The following is a 16,116-nucleotide window of genomic DNA, read 5'->3' on the forward strand; positions in this document are numbered from 1 at the left end:
GGTGGGCTTCGTTTTTACGCGCTGATCAGAACATCTTCAGCTTCGGTGCTTCTTCTTTCACAGGTTCGTTCTTCGCGGTCTGTGCGTTCCAGCCGCCACCCAGGGCCTTGTACAGGTTGACCTCGCTGGTCAGCTGGGACAGGCGGTCAGTGATCAACGCTTGTTGCGCGCTGAACAACTGACGTTGGGCGTCGAGGAAGGTCAGGTTGCTGTCGACGCCAATGCGATAGCGACGCTCGGCCAGACGGTAGTAGTCCTGGTTCGCGCTAACGAAGTCACGCTGGGCCTGCAACTGTTGGTTGAAGGTCTGGCGTGCGGCGAGGCCGTCGGAGACTTCCTGGAAAGCGGTCTGAATCGACTTCTCATACTGCGCGACGGTGATGTCTTTCTGGATTTTCGAGTAATCCAGGCTGGCACGCAGGGAACCGGCATTGAAGATCGGCAGGTTGATTTGCGGCTGGAACAACCAGGTCCCCGAACCGCCCTTGAACAGACCGGACAGGTCCGTGCTGAGGGAGCCGGCATTGGCGGTCAGGCTGATGCTCGGGAAGAACGCCGCACGCGCCGCGCCAATGTTGGCGTTGGCGGACTTGAGCTTGTGCTCTGCCTCAAGGATGTCCGGGCGACGTTGCAGCAGGTCCGAAGGCAGACCGGCCGGTACTTCGCTGAGCAGGTCATCGGACAACGGCTGGCTGGCCAGGTTGGCTGGCAGGCCGGTGCCAAGCAGCAGGGTCAGGCTGTTTTCATCCTGGGCGACCTGGCGGGTATAACGCGCCAGTTGTACCCGGGCGCTTTCCACGGAGGTGCGCGACTGGCTCAGGTCCAGCGCCGAGGCCACGCCCACTTCGTTGCTGCGCGCAGTGAGCTTGTAGCTCTCCTCGAAGGCCGCGAGAGTGTCCTGGGTCAGCTTCAGCAGTTCCTTGTCGGCCCTGCCAGGTCAGGTAGGCATTGGCCACGCTGGCCACCAGGCTGATCTGGGTGCTGCGGCGTGCTTCTTCAGTGGCGAAGTACGATTGCAGCGCTTGCTCGTTCAGGCTGCGAACGCGACCAAAGAGGTCGAGTTCGTATGCGCTGACGCCCAGGGTTGCCGAGTAGGAACTGGTGATGCCGGACTCGCCTGTCGGCGAGGCCCGCTGCGAAATACGCTGGCGACTGCCGCTGCCGTTGGCCGATACGGCCGGGAACAGGTCGGCGCGCGAAATGCGGTACTGGGCCGCATAGGCGTCGATGTTCAGGGCTGCGACGCGCAGGTCACGGTTGTTTTCCAGCGCGGTCTGAATCAGTTGTTGCAGTGCCGGGTCATGGAAAAACTGCTTCCAGCCTTGTTCGGCAGCGGCCTGGCTCGCCGCCTGGGCCGGCGAGTAGGCCGGTCCTTGCGGGTATTGCCCGGCAACGGGTGCTTCAGGCTGCTGATACTCCGGTATCAGCGAGCAGCCACCGAGCACGAACGCGGCGATGGCTAGGGAGAGTAGCGACTTGCTCATTGGCCAGCCTCTTTAAGGGTTTCAGTTGCGTCATCCTGATCCACGTTCTTGCGTTGACCCATCGACGACACGGTGACAAAGAATAGCGGCACCCAGAAAATTGCCAGAATCGTGGCCGTCAGCATCCCGCCGATCACCCCGGTACCGATGGCGTGCTGGCTGCCCGAGCCTGCACCGGTGGAGATGGCCAGTGGTACTACGCCGAGGACGAACGCCAGCGAGGTCATGATGATCGGGCGCAGACGCATCCGGCAGGCTTCGATGGCCGCGTCCCTCAGGCTGCGTCCCTGTTCATGCAGTTCCTTGGCGAATTCGACGATCAGAATGGCGTTTTTCGCCGCCAGGCCGATGGTCGTCAACAGGCCTACCTGGAAGTACACGTCGTTGGACAAACCGCGCAGGCTGGTGGCGAGCAGGGCACCGATGATCCCCAGCGGTACAACCAACATCACCGCGATCGGAATCGACCAGCTTTCGTACAGCGCCGCGAGGCAGAGGAACACCATCAGCAGCGACAGCGCGTACAAGGCCGGCGCTTGCGAGCCGGACAAACGTTCCTCATAGGACAGGCCAGTCCAGGAAATACCGACACCGGCCGGCAGTTTCTTGGCAATGGCTTCGACTTCGGCCATGGCTTCACCGGTGGAGTAGCCCGGTGCTGGAGCCCCGAGGATTTCCATCGCTTCGACGCCGTTGTAACGGGCCAGTTTCGGCGAGCCGTAGATCCATTGCCCCTTGGCGAAGGAGGAGAACGGCACCATGGTTCCGGCACTGTTGCGCACGTACCACTTCTTCAGGTCTTCAGGGCTCATGCGAGCGCCGGGCAGACCTTGTACGTAAACCTTTTTCACCCGACCACGGTCAATGAAGTCGTTGACGTAGCTACTGCCCAAGGCAATCGACAGGGTGCTGTTGATGTCGGTCAGTGTCACGCCCAGGGCGCTGGCCTTCTCGTCATCGATTTCGAGCTGGTATTGCGGTTCGTCGTTCAGGCCGTTCGGACGCACCTGCGACAGCACCTTGCTCTGGGCTGCCATGCCGAGGAACTGGTTACGCGCAGCCATCAGCTTGTCGTGACCGATACCGGCACGGTCTTGCAGGAACACGTCGAAACCGGTGGCGTTACCCAGCTCCAGTACCGCCGGTGGTGCGAAAGCAAACACCATGGCGTCACGGAAGGTGAAGAAGTGCTGTTGGGCACGGGCCGCCACCTTGAACACGCTGTTGTCGGCGTTACGCTGATCCCACGGCTTGAGCATGATGAACGCCATGCCCGAACTCTGGCCACGACCGGCGAAGTTGAAACCGGTCACGGTAAACACCGAGTTCACGGCATCGCCTTCACCGCCATCCTTGCCGGGACGCAGCAGGAATTCACGCATCTCGTCGACCACCACCTGGGTGCGTTCGGCACTGGAACCGGCCGGCGTCTGGACCTGAGCGAACAGAACGCCCTGGTCTTCTTCCGGAAGGAACGCTGTCGGGATACGGGTGAACAGCCAGATCATGCCGACCACGATGATCAGGTAAGCCAGCAGGTACGGAGCCTTGTACTTGAGCATGTTGCCCACGCCGCGCTCGTAGCTGCGTACACCCCGGTCGAAGTTACGGTTGAACCAGCCGAAGAAGCCGCGTTTCGGTACGCCGTGCTCGCCCTTGGGAATGGCCTTGAGCATGGTGGCGCACAGCGCCGGGGTGAAGATCAGGGCAACCAGCACCGACAGGGCCATGGCCGAGACGATGGTGATCGAGAACTGCTTGTAGATCACACCGGTCGAGCCGCTGAAGAACGCCATCGGCAGCAGTACCGCCGACAGTACCAGCGCGATACCGACCAGTGCGCCCTGGATCTGGCCCATGGATTTTTTGGTGGCTTCCTTGGGCGACAGGCCTTCCTCGCTCATCACCCGCTCGACGTTTTCCACCACGACGATGGCGTCGTCCACCAGCAAGCCGATGGCCAGCACCATGCCGAACATGGTCAGGGTGTTGATGCTGAAACCGAAGGCCGCGAGGATCCCGAACGTACCCAGCAGAACCACGGGCACGGTCATCGTGGTGATGACGGTGGCGCGGAAGTTTTGCAGGAACAGGAACATCACCAGGAACACCAGCACGATCGCTTCGACCAGGGTTTCAACCACGCCCTTGATCGACTCGGTCACCACTGGCGTGGTGTCGTACGGGAACACCACTTCCATGCCTTCCGGGAAGAACGGCTTGAGGTCGTCGATGGTTTTGCGCAGTGCCTTGGCGGTGTCGAGGGCGTTGGCACCGTTGGCCAGTTTTACTGCCAGACCGGATGCCGGGCTGCCGTTGAACTGGGCGCTGATGCTGTAGTTTTCACCACCAAGGCCCACATCGGCGACGTCGGCCAGGCGAACCTGCGAGCCGTCCTTGTTGACCTTGAGCAGGATTTCCTTGAACTGCTCGGCCGTTTGCAGACGGGTCTTGCCAATGATGGTGGCGTTCAGTTGCTGGCCGGGAGCGGCGGGCAGGCCGCCGAGCTGGCCGGATGAGACCTGGACGTTCTGGGCGGCGATGGCCGTTTTGACGTCTACCGGGGTCAGGTTGTAGTTGTTCAACCTGGCCGGGTCGAGCCAGATACGCATCGCATACTGGGCACCGAACACCTGGAAGTCACCCACACCCGCGGTCCGCGAGATCGGGTCCTGCATGTTGGACACGATGTAGTTGGACAGGTCGTCCTTGGTCATGCTGCCGTCGCGCGAAACCACGCCGATCACCAGCAGGAAGTTCTTCACGGCCTTGGTGACGCGGATGCCCTGTTGCTGCACTTCTTGCGGCAGCAGCGGGGTGGCCAGGTTCAGTTTGTTTTGGACCTGAACCTGTGCGGTGTCGGAGTTGGTACCTTGCTCGAAGGTCGCGGTGATGGTCATGCTGCCGTCGGAGTTACTTTCCGAGGACACATAACGCAGGTTGTCGATACCGTTGAGCTGCTGCTCGATGACCTGCACCACGGTGTCCTGCACGGTTTGTGCGGACGCGCCTGGGTAGGTCACGGAGATGGCGATCGCCGGAGGGGCGATGCTCGGGTATTGGTTGATCGGCAGTTTGAGGATCGATAGAGCCCCGACCAACATGATCACCAGGGCAATTACCCAGGCGAAAATCGGACGGTCGATAAAAAATTTCGACATGGTTACTCCCCTTTGCCGCCGGAGGCTTTAGCTGCTGCCTGTGCCGGGGCCGGGTTCTTCGCTGCAACGTTAGTCGCTTCGCTGGCCTTGACTTCAACGCCAGGTCGGACGAATTGCAGTCCTTCAGTGATCAGGCGGTCGCCAGCCTTCAGGCCGTCTTCGACCAGCCATTGGCTGCCAACGGTGCGGCTGGCTTTGAGTTGACGCAGCTCGACCTTGTTGTCCGGCCCGACCACCAGTGCGGTTGGCGTGCCTTTGAGGTCGCGGGTCACGCCTTGTTGTGGCGCCAGAATCGCCGAGTCGTTCACGCCGGCTTGCAGCTGTGCATGCACGAACATGCCTGGCAGCAGGGTGTGATCCGGGTTCGGGAACACGGCACGCAAGGTCACGGAGCCGGTAGTTTCATCCACCGAGACTTCCGAGAACTCCAGTTTGCCATGTTGCTTGTACTGGCTGCCGTCTTCGAGGGTCAGCTTGACCATGGCTGCGTTTTCGCCAGCCTTTTGCAGGCGACCGCTTTCCAGTTCGCGGCGCAGTTCCAGCAGCTCGACCGAGGACTGCGTCACGTCGACGTAGATCGGGTCCAGTTGCTGGATCACGGCCATGGCGTCGGTCTGGCCATTGTTGACCAGTGCGCCTTCGGTGACGTTGGAGCGACCGATGCGGCCGGTCAGCGGTGCAAACACCTTGGTGTAGCGCACGTTGATCTGTGCGCTTTGCAGCGCCGCTTCCGATTGCAGGCGGTTGGCGACAGCAGTGTCGTATTCCTGACGGCTGACGGCTTGCTCGTTGACCAGTTGCTGGTAGCGATCGGAAACCGATTTGGTCGATTGCAGGTTGGCCTGAGCGCTTTTCAAGGTGGCGTCATAGACCGACGGATCGATCTGATACAGCTGCTGACCTTCCTTGACTTCGCCGCCTTCCTTGAAGAGGCGCTTGAGAATAATGCCGTTGACCTGTGGGCGAACTTCCGCGATGCGGTAAGCCGTCGTACGGCCTGGGAGCTCGGACGTCAGGGTAAAGGCTTGAGGTTGCAGGGTAACGACGCCGACCTGAGGTGCTGGGGCGACCGGGGCCGCCTCTTCCTTTTTACATCCGCTGAGCAGCGATGCCAGGGCGACGGCAGTGACCAGAGCGGTAACAGCTGGCTTTAATTGCATGAAGATCCTCGGGTCAGGCGCGCAAAATGCGCACTCGAAAAGTGGAAAAGTAAAAAAATGGAGCCGGGTGGATAAGTAGCTTGCTAAGGAATATACTTACGTTCATGGTTGTTTGTAAATACCTTGGCTGCGTACTCATACCGTTACAAAAGCCGTTTCAAGGTAAGAATTGTAGGCAGGGAATGAGCCCCCAGAGCGCTCGTCCCACATTTGTTCAGATGATCGTCAAACGTCGCTGAAGCATTCCTGATTGAGGTTTTACTGCCATGGTCCGTCGTACCAAAGAGGAAGCTCAAGAAACCCGAAGCCAGATACTCGAAGCGGCAGAGAAAGCCTTTTATGAGCGGGGCGTAGCGCGCACAACGCTGGCGGATATTGCCACCCTGGCGGGCGTCACTCGTGGCGCCATTTACTGGCATTTCAGCAACAAGGCGGATCTGGTCCAGGCCATGCTCGACAGCCTGCATGAACCGCTGGATGAGATGGCCAGGGCGAGCGAAAGTGAAGAGGAAGTCGATCCGCTGGGATGCATGCGCAAACTGCTGATTCATTTGTTTCATCAAGTTGCCCTGGACCCGAAGACCCGACGCATCAATGAGATTCTGTTTCACAAGTGCGAATTCACTGATGAAATGTGTGACCTGCGCCAGCAGCGCCGTACGGTCAGCCTGGATTGCAATGTGCGTATCGAACTGGCGTTGCGCAATGCGATGAAACGGGGCCAGCTCCCGGAAACACTCGACGCGGCCCCGTGCGGCGATCAGCATTCATGCCTACATCGACGGCATTCTGTATCAATGGCTGCTGGCGCCTGACAGCTTCTTGCTGCACGCCGAAGCCGAGCGTTGGGTCGATACCGGGCTGGACATGCTGCGCTTCAGCCCAAGCCTTCGACAAAATGCGTAATTGGATCCGGTTGTGTCAACACTTTAGGCGAGTAGAGGTTCATTCCTTTGCTCGCCTTTTCGTCATGGGCTGCTTTTATATACGGATGCTGATTCGGTTGAAAGCTGGCGAGCTACGTATTTTGTAGGGGATTTGTTGCGAGTCTGTGAACGAGTGTGAGCGACCTGTTTTGAGGTGCCGACCCCACGTGCGGAGCGCTTAGCCGATCTGGATGTTGAGCAGGTAGCTATAGGGGGCCTCCTCCAATGAGTGTTCCAGCGTAGAGGTGCACTCGACAGGTGTGTGCCCGACCGACGCGATCTTATGGTTCCAGGCTTTGATATCAGATGTGTGATAGCCGGATTTGGTTTTAAGTTTGAAATCTGTTTCGATCAGAAAAACGCAGTCGCCGACGTGGTTGACGTAAATAAAGAATCGGTCCGCATGAACTCTATTGTTTGGGCGGATGGAATCAATACCTTTGAAGTTGGTTAGCGTTCTTTCGCAAAAATAGGTGGTTTGATAAGCCGGGAGGAGTTTTACGTGTGAGGGAGCAGCTTTTAAGTTGGTGTTGGTGCTGGCGAGTTTTAACTGTTGGTGGGTGTTGTTGGTGATGCAGTAGATTACGTTAATGATGTTTTCATCTTCGTTGTTTTGGTCAAGAAATAAACCCTCTTTGAACTGCTCCGGGTTCGCTGTATACCACGGTAGATACCCTGAGTCACTGAACGTGATGCTGTGCTCTAGCCAGTTTTGCCGGGCTCGATTCACTTGGTCGTCTGATTCGCGCAGCACCTTGTCCACGGTGTCGGTAACAGTGTCGAGAGGGATGGATTTTAGAAGTTCTTTCAAGTGATGTGCAAACATGGTACTTCCATTTGTATTAGGCGTGATGAGTGATTTTGAAAGTTGGATGTTGTCAAGGCTTTACTGGGTGTATAAAGGTAGGCGCTGTGACTGGATGAACTACGACTCTTCTCCAATATGGACGTCGAGGCAGTAGCTGTAAGGCGCTTCGGATTTATACGCTCTTAGTCGAGATGAACAAACCAGTGTGTCCCGGCCTATGGATTTTGCCCGGTGCTCCCAAACCGGCGTGCGGGTGGGCTCAAGAAAGCCGAACGAGGATTTCACCATCATGCGTGTTTCAAAACGACACTGTTTGTTGCCGGCGCCATAGTTGAAGAAATTCTCGATGAACGTTTTGTTACCGGGGTTGACCACTCCGAGTTTACGGTGGTCAAAATAACTGCTTTCGTCCAATGTGGCGATTTCGTAGGGGGGGATGTCGCAGTCTGATATGTCTTTGATGTTGAAGTTTGTGTTGAATAGCTTGAGGGTTTCAGGCGTGTTGTTGTGGATAAAGATTAATAATTTTGTCTCATTTTTGTATGAGTTTACTTCTCCCCATAGCGTGTCTTTATATGCTTCACGTTCGGCTTTTATTTGTTCTTGTTGTGAACGCTTTTTGGCAGACTCTTTTGTTGCGTCGATGAGCGATTGGATCTCCGGAATCTTGGCGAACTCCCCGAGCAGGGCCCACGAAAGATTTATGAAAGGCAGGGTGCTGGCGAAGGTGTTGTTTTTTTCATTGTTCATGGCTTTTGTCTCTGTTTGCGGTGGATTGATATGGGCGCTTTTAATGCTTTTCTACTTGAGGCAGATAGCATCTGTCGGTTGAATGGATAATGATTGGCAGCGGGTTGTCTAGCAAGTTCTTGGGGCTGGATATTGTTTTCTGAATATTTTAATTGTGTGGTGGATGTGTTTCTTGTTTGAGCCTGTAGTGTGTGTTTGTAGGTGGTTTTGCAAATGGGTAGTTGCTGGCAATAAAAAAAGCCCCGACTCTTTCGAGTCGGGGCTTTTTTATTTGAGTTGTTGAAACTTACATGGCTGGGTAGTCGATATAACCGACCGGCCCTTTGCCGTAGAACAGTTCCGGACGCGCTTCGTTCAACGGCGCATCGGCCTGCAAACGCGCTGGCAGGTCCGGGTTGGCAATGAACGGCACGCCGAAGGCGACAGCATCAGCCTTGCCGCTGGCCAGCCAGGCGTTGGCGCTGTCTTTGGTGAAGCGTTCGTTGGCGATGTACGGGCCGCCGAAGGCTTCTTTCAGGCGTGGGCCCAGGCTGTCGCCCGCGTCTTTTTCACGGGAGCAGATGAAAGCGATGCCACGTTTGCCCAGTTCGCGAGCGACGTAGGTGAAGGTTTCGGCCAGGTTGTCGTCGCCCATGTCATGGGAGTCGGCACGCGGTGCCAGGTGCACACCGACGCGACCCGCGCCCCAGACTTCGATTGCGGCGTCGGTCACTTCCAGCAACAGGCGAGCGCGGTTTTCAAGGGAGCCACCGTAGTTGTCCGTACGCTGGTTGGTGCTGCTTTGCAGGAACTGGTCGAGCAGGTAACCGTTGGCGCCGTGAATTTCCACGCCGTCGAAACCGGCGGCTTTGGCGTTTTCCGCGCCAACGCGGTAAGCGTCGACGATGTCGGCGATTTCAGCGGTTTCCAGGGCGCGCGGCGTCGGGTAGTCGGCCAGTGGGCGAACCAGGCTGACATGGCCTTTTGGCTGGATGGCACTCGGCGCAACCGGGGCTTCGCCGTTCAGGTAGGACGGGTGGGACACCCGGCCGACGTGCCACAGTTGCAGGAAGATTTTACCGCCCGCACCGTGGATGGCTTTGGTCACGTTGCTCCAGCCACGCACCTGATCGTTGGACCAGATGCCGGGGGTGTCGGGGTAGCCAACGCCCATCGGCGTGACCGACGTGGCTTCGCTGAGAATCAGGCCTGCGGAGGCACGCTGTACGTAGTACTCGGCCATCAGGGCGTTCGGCACACGGCCTTCATCGGCGCGGCAGCGGGTGAGTGGCGCCATGATGATGCGGTTTGCAAGCGTAAGGTCGCCCAGTGTGATCGGATCGAAAATAGTCGTCATGAGATACAACCCTCGTTAGTGATCAGTTCGTAGCAGGGGCCAGCTCGGCATTGCCGCTCTGACGGAAAGTAATCAGGGTCACCAGCAGCGCCATGACCGCCAGCGCCGCTGCCGCGAGGGGCACGCTGGTCAGGCCGAAACCGTGGGCGATGACGCTGCCGCCGACCCAGGCACCCAAGGCGTTGCCCAGGTTGAAAGCGCCAATGTTCAGGGTCGACACCAGGTTGGGCGCGGCCTTGCCGAACGCCACCACGTTGACTTGCAACGCCGGTACGGCGGCGAAGGAGGCGGCGGCCCAGAGGAACAGGGTGATTTCGGTTGGAATCACCGCGACGCTGGTCCAGCTCAGGACGGTCGAGACCACGGCCATGGAAATGAACACGCCAATCAAGGTCGCGGCCAGGCGTTTGTCCGCCAGTTTGCCGCCGATGATGTTGCCCACGGTCAGACCGAGGCCGATCAGCAACAGCGTCCAGGTCACGCCTTTTGGCGAGACGCCGGTGACGTCGCCCAGCAGCGGCGCGACGTAAGTGAAGAGGGTGAACATCGACGCCGAGAACAGCACCGTCATACTCAGCGACAGCCAGATACCGGCACCTGTGAGGGCCGCCAGTTCGGCGCGCATGTCGAGTTTCTCTTCATCGCGTTTGGCCGGCAGGAAACGGATCAGGCCGATCAGCGCGATCACGCCAATCACGGTCACGGCCCAGAAGGTCGAACGCCAGCCGGCTTCCTGACCCAGCGCAGTGCCCAGCGGCACGCCGAGGACGTTGGCCAGGGTCAACCCGGTGAACATCAACGCCACCGCCGAAGCCCGTTTGTTGGCCGGCACCAGGCTGGCCGCCACCACCGAACCGATACCGAAGAACGCGCCGTGGCACAGGGCGGTGACGACACGGGCGAACATCAATACGTTGTAGTCACTGGCCATTGCACAGAGCAGGTTGCCGACGATGAAAATCCCCATCAATGCGACCAGTGCAGCCTTGCGAGGCAGCCTGGCGGTGGCCAGTGCCATGAACGGCGCACCGATGGCCACGCCCAGGGCGTAACCGGTCACCAGCCAGCCGGCGCCGGGAATCGATACACCGAGGTCGGCCGCCACATCGGGCAGCAAGCCCATGATGACGAACTCGGTGGTGCCGATGGCGAAGGCGCTCAAGGCCAGGATGAGGAGCGAGAGGGGCATGGTTGAAATCCTTTTTGAGCTCGTCAGAGCTCTTTACCTAAGGTGTCGAGGAACGCCTGAATGGTGTCCTCGTTGCGTTTGTAGAAGTGCCATTGACCGACTTTCTGGCTGCGGATCAGGCCCGCGCGGTGCAGGGTTGCCAGGTGTGCGGAAACGGTCGACTGCGACAGGCCGCAGCGTTGATCGATTTGTCCGCAGCAGACGCCGTAGTCGGTGCTGTGCTCTTGATCGGGAAATTGGGTCGCGGGGTCTTTCAGCCAGTTGAGGATGTCTCGCCGTACTGGGTGTGCCAGGGCTTTTATTATTTCGTCGAGGTCAATGGTGGACATGGCAGTGCTCGTGTTGGGTAAAACGTTATATCGCGATGAGGCGAACTTTAAATCGGTATTTCGCGATACACCAATATGATTTTGATCTGATGCCAGCTTAAATCGGTATATCGAGTTATAACGATACGTGGTGCGCAGTGCTAAGCTACGCGGCATGAACTATCTCGCACATCTTCACCTCGGTGGCCAGCGTCCCGGTCAATTGCTCGGCAGTTTGTATGGCGATTTCGTCAAGGGACGGCTGCAAGGGCAGTACGCGCCGGAGATCGAAGCAGCTATTGCGCTGCATCGCAGCATTGATGTGTTTACCGACCGCCATCCTCTGGTGGACACCGCGCTATCGCGGTTTTCCATCACCCGCCGGCGTTATGCCGGGATCGTGCTCGACGTGTTTTTCGATCACTGCCTGGCGCGGGACTGGACGCTTTACGCCGACCGGCCGCTTGTGCTGTTCACCTCGGATGTCTACCGGGTGCTGGCCGCCGAGCCGCAATTGCCAGGGCGACTGGCGCAGATCGCCCCGCACATGGCCGCGAATGACTGGCTGGGTTCCTATCGGGAATTTGCGGTGCTGGACCAGGTATTGCGAGGCATCTCACGGCGCCTGTCGCGGCCAGAAGAACTGGCCGCCGCGATGGAGGAATTGCGACGGTTGTATGAACCGTTGAGTGATGATTTCCGGTTGTTCTATCCAGAGCTGCAACGGTTTGCGCATGACTATCTGACTGCGCAAATCTAATGTGGGAGCGAGCTTGCTCGCGATTGCGTTTTAACATTCAACGATGATGTTGACTGACACACCGCTATCGCGAGCAAGCTCGCTCCCACAGGGGATTTTTGTTCCTTCAGGGGATTTTCGTCAGGCCGCAATCGCAGGACGCAAAGGGCGTTGCTGTGTTTCCGGGGTTGTCCCAAACAACGCCTTCTGCACCGCCTGTTGCGCCGCAAACGCCAGTGCCGCACGTTCCTGGCCGTGGCTGGCAATCGGCTTAAGCAGGTGAACTTCCACGTCGCCCTGATCGTTGGCAAACAGGCGCATCAGGTGCGAGAGCAAGTCGTCGTCCCCAATGAACGGTGCCAGCGAGTCGATCTGACCGTCGCGCAGGTAACGGATCGCCACCGGTTGCAACGCCACCTCCGCGTCGATGGCAGCGGACAGCAAGCGGCCGTGAAAGGTGCGCAGGGCGCGGCCATCAGTGGTTGTGCCTTCGGGAAACATCAGCAGTGGATGGTCTTGTTCAAGGTGACGGCTCATTTGTTTACGGATCAACTGGCTATCACCCGAACCGCGACGGATGAACAAGCTGCCGGCCTTGGCCGCCAACCAGCCTGCTACCGGCCAGGTCCGCACTTCGGCCTTGGACAGGAACGACAGCGGCGTGAGCATGCCCAGCAGCGGGATGTCGGTCCAGGACACGTGGTTGCTGATCCAGAGCATCGGTTGGGTGGGCAGTTCTCCGTGAACCGTCACGCGAAACGGCAAGGCGTTGCCCAGGCGCGCCATGAAAAAACGCGACCAGCGCTGACGCCGCACCATCGAATGGGCGATCCCCATGCGTTCGAACAGCCCGAACACGCAGGCCATGCTCAAGCCCAGCGCCACCACCACCAGCACTCGCGCGATCCGCGCGTACACCCGCAGCCGGCTCATTACACCGCCGCCTTGAAGTGCCTGGCGTAACGCGGGCAGAGTTCGTCGCGCTTGAGCAGGATGAACACGTCGGCAACCTGAAAGTCTTCGTCCCAGCACGGTTCGCCGCAGATCTTCGCGCCCAGGCGCATGTAAGCCTTGAGCAGCGGCGGCATTTCAGCGATCACGTTGGACGGTACGTCGAGGGAGGGCAGCGGTTTCTTCGGCTCGGCGCGCAGGTGTTCGGTGCACAGGTAGCGTTCGCGCAGACGCTGCATGATCGCCTGGGCCTGAATCCCGCCGTCCTGCATCGGGATGCTCGCGCAACCCATCAAGTAGCTGTAGCCGCCCTGATTCAGGACTTCGGCCAGTTCGCCCCAGAGCACGGCAATGGTGCCGCCGTTGCGGTAGGGCCGGGTCGACGCAGGTACGGCCGATTTCCAGGATCGGGCCTTTGAGGTGCACCAGCCCGTGCAGGCTGAATTCTTCTTCACTGTAAAAACGCCCCAGGCTGCTGGCGGCCTGGTGGTCGAGCAAGCGAGTCGTGGCAACCAGACGTCCGGTGTTCAGATCGCGTACGCCGATATGGGCGCAGTGAACATCATAGTCGTCCATGTCCAGGCCCAGCTCCGCGCCCTTCAGTTTGGCGTTGAACTCGCCACTGAACACGTTGAAGCGCAGGGCCTGGGCTTCCTGCAGGGCTCTGGCGCCGATCAGGCGTTCGGCTTGCAGGCGGCGTTCATTGCCGGTTTCGCTGATGCGGGCGATCTGAGTCATGGCGAATCTCCGTACGGGCTGCTTACCCGTCGTGGGTTGCAGTCGATCGACTTTGTTGTGCAAAGTCAGGCTATGTAGGCCCGGTGTCATCGCCATGAAGCTTTGGTGATGCTTGTGTGACAGCCCTTGAGGACCCGTTTATGCCATGGCAAGCCCTGTTGAATCGCGACCCGCATCTGCCTGAAAACCCTGACCTGGCGGAGGGTTACGCCACATTGCTGCAGACGCTGGGTGCGGTCACGCCGTTCGAACTGGCGGTGCGTGGCGGGCGAATGATGACAACGCCGGGCCTGGCCTTTCTGGTGGGCTACCAGGCGGCATTGCGCATGTTATGGCCCAGTGCGCCGCTCAGCCTGGGGGCATTGTGTGCGACCGAACAGCGCAGCCTGCGCCCGGCAGACATGCAAACTCGCCTCGCCGCGTTGCGTGTGAGCGGGCGCAAGGACTTCGTCACCGCAGGCGATGCGGCGGACTGGCTGTTGATCGCGGCGCGCAGCGAGGAGGAGGGCCAGTCACCCCGATTGCAGTTGGCGGTGGTGTATGCCGGTGAGCCGGGTGTGCGGGTGGAAAAACTGCCGGCGATCCCGTTGATGCCGGACATCAGCCACGGTCGCTTGTTGCTCGACAACGCCCAGTGCGAGCTGCTGGCCGGGGACGGCTGGGACGCGTACGTCAAACCGTTCCGTACCCTTGAAGACATCTATGTGCTCAGTGCCATGACGGCCTGGTTGTACGGCATCGGCCAGGACAGCGACTGGCCGCAAAACCTGCAACTCAAGCTTCTGGGGTTGCTGGCCGGGTGCGCGGAGGTCAGCCGCCAACCACCGAACCATGGCGCCGGCCATGTGCTGCTGGGTGGTTTGTTTGCGCAGTTTGACGCGCTCAAGGCCGAACTCAACCAGACCTTTGCCGATGGCCCGCCGCAGTGGGCGGCACTGTGGGCACGCGATCAGGCAGTGCTGGAGCTGGCGGCAGGGGCGCGCGCCAAGCGGTTGGCCAAGGCGTTGGCGGGATCTTCGCTGAACTGAAGGGGCTCTTCGCGAGCAGCGACGCAACTTTCGACTGTCATTTATCTCGACTAGGCTCGCAGGGGTAATCCCTATGAGCATCTGCCGTGTTCAAACACCTGCCTCTGCTGTTCATGTTGCTGATCAGCCTTCCTGTTCCGGCAGAAAACTGGCCCGCCGAGCAATGGACGCCGGGCCCACCCATCAGCAGCCCGGCACGTGAGGCGTTGGAAGACTACGCCTTCACGTCACGCGACGACGCCACCCGCAAAGGCATCCGCACCGACGCCTTGCTGGTGATCCGCGACGGGCAACTGATTTACGAACGCTACGCCGGACCGACCACAGCCGATACGCCGCACCTGACCTGGTCCATCAGCAAGAGCCTGATGGCCACAGTACTCGGCGTGGCTTATGGCGAAGGCTTGTTCTCCCTTCAGGACCCGGCGATGAAGTTCTATTCGGCGCTGGAAAAACACCCGGCCGTCACCCTGGCCGACCTGCTGCACTGGGCCTCGGGGTTGGACTGGCAGGAGGACTATGAGTACGCGCCGTTGAATTCTTCGGTGGTGGCCATGCTTTACACCCGTGGCCGTCGCGACATGGCCGGGTTCACTGCCGCGCAGGGCGAGTTCAGCGCGCCGGGCCGGGCGTTTCGTTATTCCAGCGGCGACAGCAACCTGCTGGCGGCGGCGTTGAAAAATATCGTCGGCGCGCAACGCTATCCCGATTACCCCTGGACAGCGCTGTTCGACCCCTTGGGCGTTCGCCATGCCGTGTGGGAAACCGACGCCAACGGGACGTTTGTCGCCTCGTCCTATGCTTATTTGACCGCCCGTGACCTGGCGCGCATCGGTTTGCTGATGCAGCGCGACGGTCGCTGGGGCGAGCGGCAGTTGCTGCCCCGTGACTGGGTGGCGTTCAACCGCCAGCCATTCGCCCGCTATCAGGCCCATCAGGATGACGCCGTACCGGGTGGCCATTGGTGGCTCAACCGGGCAGTCGACGGTGCGCCAAAACCTTGGCCGGATGCCCCCGACGACACTTTTGCCGCGCTCGGGCATTGGGGGCAGGCGCTGTATGTGATCCCCAGCGAAAAACTGGTCATCGTGCGCTATGGCGACGACCGCGACGGCACCTATCAGCACAACGAATTGCTCAGGCGCGCGATGTCGGCGTTCGCTTCGAAGGTGCAGCCATGAACGTGCGTAACGCCCTGCGACAGCTGTTGCTGGTGCTGATGGTGGTGCTGCTGGGCTGGATCTGGCTGAAACGAGTCGAGTTGAGGGCCTTTCCCGATATCCTCGGTGCCTACACCGCCAAGGAATATTGTTCGTGCCGGTATGTGGCGCGCAGCCCGGCGGACTATTGCCGGGGCTACGTGAAGCAGTATTTGCCCATCAGTCATTTTGTCGATGAGGCGTCAGGCCAACGAGTGACCGTCACCGCGCTGGGCCGCAGCAGTACGGCGGCGTGGCTCGGCGAACGGCAGGGCTGTCGTTTGCTGCCCTGATACGCCCGATCAATCGAAGGTTTGCAACGGCTCTGACTCAGGCTAA

Annotated in this window: 12 protein-coding genes and 3 pseudogenes; 5 read left to right on the top strand and 10 right to left on the bottom strand. The window is 59.6% G+C overall.

What is annotated here, in order from left to right:
- Nucleotides 1-25 precede the first annotated feature (25 nt).
- From adeC to emhA, 3 genes and pseudogenes are all read right to left on the bottom strand, one after another.
- Nucleotides 26-1,484: pseudogene (gene adeC, locus AABM54_RS06825) on the bottom strand (AdeC/AdeK/OprM family multidrug efflux complex outer membrane factor).
- Complete coding sequence (emhB, locus tag AABM54_RS06830; RefSeq protein WP_347904522.1) at nt 1,481-4,645, bottom strand: efflux RND transporter permease subunit EmhB; 3,165 nt, start codon at nt 4,643-4,645, stop codon at nt 1,481-1,483. Before emhB ends, adeC begins: the two are co-directional and overlap by 4 nt.
- A gap of 2 nt (nt 4,646-4,647) precedes the next feature.
- Nucleotides 4,648-5,805: an efflux RND transporter periplasmic adaptor subunit EmhA gene (emhA, locus tag AABM54_RS06835; protein ID WP_347904523.1), complete on the bottom strand. Its 1,158-nt coding sequence runs from the start codon at nt 5,803-5,805 to the stop codon at nt 4,648-4,650.
- Between the two features lie 266 nt (nt 5,806-6,071).
- On the opposite strand from emhA, the pseudogene emhR reads away from it, so the two are divergent.
- Nucleotides 6,072-6,711 (top strand): annotated as a pseudogene (emhR, locus tag AABM54_RS06840) (efflux system transcriptional repressor EmhR).
- Nucleotides 6,712-6,909: 198 nt separating this feature from the next.
- Here the strand turns inward: emhR and AABM54_RS06845 are convergent.
- The 5 genes from AABM54_RS06845 to AABM54_RS06865 all read right to left on the bottom strand — a co-directional run bounded on the left by AABM54_RS06845 (nt 6,910) and on the right by AABM54_RS06865 (nt 11,143).
- Nucleotides 6,910-7,557, bottom strand: a complete 648-nt coding sequence (locus tag AABM54_RS06845; protein ID WP_347904524.1) for a hypothetical protein — start codon at nt 7,555-7,557, stop codon at nt 6,910-6,912.
- 99 nt (nt 7,558-7,656) lie between these two features.
- Nucleotides 7,657-8,289, bottom strand: coding sequence for a hypothetical protein (locus tag AABM54_RS06850; RefSeq protein WP_347904525.1), 633 nt, complete (start codon nt 8,287-8,289; stop codon nt 7,657-7,659).
- A gap of 286 nt (nt 8,290-8,575) precedes the next feature.
- Nucleotides 8,576-9,625 carry an alkene reductase gene (locus AABM54_RS06855; protein WP_347904526.1) on the bottom strand — a complete coding sequence of 350 codons (1,050 nt, stop codon included), beginning with the start codon at nt 9,623-9,625 and terminating at the stop codon, nt 8,576-8,578.
- 22 nt (nt 9,626-9,647) lie between these two features.
- Nucleotides 9,648-10,814 (bottom strand): MFS transporter, encoded by a 1,167-nt coding sequence (locus tag AABM54_RS06860; protein ID WP_347904527.1) that lies wholly within the window; start codon nt 10,812-10,814, stop codon nt 9,648-9,650.
- Nucleotides 10,815-10,837: 23 nt separating this feature from the next.
- A complete protein-coding gene (locus tag AABM54_RS06865) occupies nt 10,838-11,143 on the bottom strand; it encodes a helix-turn-helix transcriptional regulator (RefSeq protein WP_347904528.1) in 306 nt (101 codons plus the stop codon).
- A 154-nt stretch (nt 11,144-11,297) separates the two neighbouring features.
- On the opposite strand from AABM54_RS06865, the gene AABM54_RS06870 reads away from it, so the two are divergent.
- On the top strand, nt 11,298-11,882 hold the full coding sequence (locus tag AABM54_RS06870; RefSeq protein ID WP_347904529.1) for an ACP phosphodiesterase: 585 nt from the start codon (nt 11,298-11,300) through the stop codon (nt 11,880-11,882).
- Between the two features lie 120 nt (nt 11,883-12,002).
- Here the strand turns inward: AABM54_RS06870 and AABM54_RS06875 are convergent, their stop codons facing one another.
- Entirely contained in the window at nt 12,003-12,794 is a 792-nt protein-coding gene (locus AABM54_RS06875; RefSeq protein WP_347904530.1) for a lysophospholipid acyltransferase family protein, read from the bottom strand.
- Nucleotides 12,794-13,550, bottom strand: a pseudogene (olsB, locus tag AABM54_RS06880) (L-ornithine N(alpha)-acyltransferase). Before olsB ends, AABM54_RS06875 begins: the two are co-directional and overlap by 1 nt.
- 140 nt (nt 13,551-13,690) lie before the next feature.
- Here olsB and AABM54_RS06885 point away from each other — a divergent pair.
- From AABM54_RS06885 to AABM54_RS06895, 3 genes are all read left to right on the top strand, one after another.
- A complete protein-coding gene (locus tag AABM54_RS06885; RefSeq protein ID WP_347904531.1) occupies nt 13,691-14,578 on the top strand; it encodes an acyl-CoA dehydrogenase in 888 nt (295 codons plus the stop codon).
- 86 nt (nt 14,579-14,664) lie between these two features.
- Nucleotides 14,665-15,759 carry a serine hydrolase gene (locus AABM54_RS06890; RefSeq protein ID WP_347904532.1) on the top strand — a complete coding sequence of 365 codons (1,095 nt, stop codon included), beginning with the start codon at nt 14,665-14,667 and terminating at the stop codon, nt 15,757-15,759.
- Nucleotides 15,756-16,070 carry an amidase gene (locus tag AABM54_RS06895; protein ID WP_347904533.1) on the top strand — a complete coding sequence of 105 codons (315 nt, stop codon included), beginning with the start codon at nt 15,756-15,758 and terminating at the stop codon, nt 16,068-16,070. The genes AABM54_RS06890 and AABM54_RS06895 overlap by 4 nt, the downstream gene beginning before the upstream one ends.
- Nucleotides 16,071-16,116: the final 46 nt, after the last annotated feature.

The organism is Pseudomonas purpurea (genome assembly GCF_039908635.1).
GTDB classification, from domain to species: Bacteria; Pseudomonadota; Gammaproteobacteria; order Pseudomonadales; family Pseudomonadaceae; genus Aquipseudomonas; species Aquipseudomonas purpurea.

What these genes read in the sequence shown, in the direction of transcription:
- emhB (WP_347904522.1), bottom strand. Translation starts at nt 4,645, where the DNA reads ATGTCGAAATTTTTTATCGACCGTCCGATTTTCGCCTGGGTAATTGCC.
- emhA (WP_347904523.1), bottom strand. Translation starts at nt 5,805, where the DNA reads ATGCAATTAAAGCCAGCTGTTACCGCTCTGGTCACTGCCGTCGCCCTG.
- AABM54_RS06845 (WP_347904524.1), bottom strand. Translation starts at nt 7,557, where the DNA reads ATGTTTGCACATCACTTGAAAGAACTTCTAAAATCCATCCCTCTCGAC.
- AABM54_RS06850 (WP_347904525.1), bottom strand. Translation starts at nt 8,289, where the DNA reads ATGAACAATGAAAAAAACAACACCTTCGCCAGCACCCTGCCTTTCATA.
- AABM54_RS06855 (WP_347904526.1), bottom strand. Translation starts at nt 9,625, where the DNA reads ATGACGACTATTTTCGATCCGATCACACTGGGCGACCTTACGCTTGCA.
- AABM54_RS06860 (WP_347904527.1), bottom strand. Translation starts at nt 10,814, where the DNA reads ATGCCCCTCTCGCTCCTCATCCTGGCCTTGAGCGCCTTCGCCATCGGC.
- AABM54_RS06865 (WP_347904528.1), bottom strand. Translation starts at nt 11,143, where the DNA reads ATGTCCACCATTGACCTCGACGAAATAATAAAAGCCCTGGCACACCCA.
- AABM54_RS06870 (WP_347904529.1), top strand. Translation starts at nt 11,298, where the DNA reads ATGAACTATCTCGCACATCTTCACCTCGGTGGCCAGCGTCCCGGTCAA.
- AABM54_RS06875 (WP_347904530.1), bottom strand. Translation starts at nt 12,794, where the DNA reads ATGAGCCGGCTGCGGGTGTACGCGCGGATCGCGCGAGTGCTGGTGGTG.
- AABM54_RS06885 (WP_347904531.1), top strand. Translation starts at nt 13,691, where the DNA reads ATGCCATGGCAAGCCCTGTTGAATCGCGACCCGCATCTGCCTGAAAAC.
- AABM54_RS06895 (WP_347904533.1), top strand. Translation starts at nt 15,756, where the DNA reads ATGAACGTGCGTAACGCCCTGCGACAGCTGTTGCTGGTGCTGATGGTG.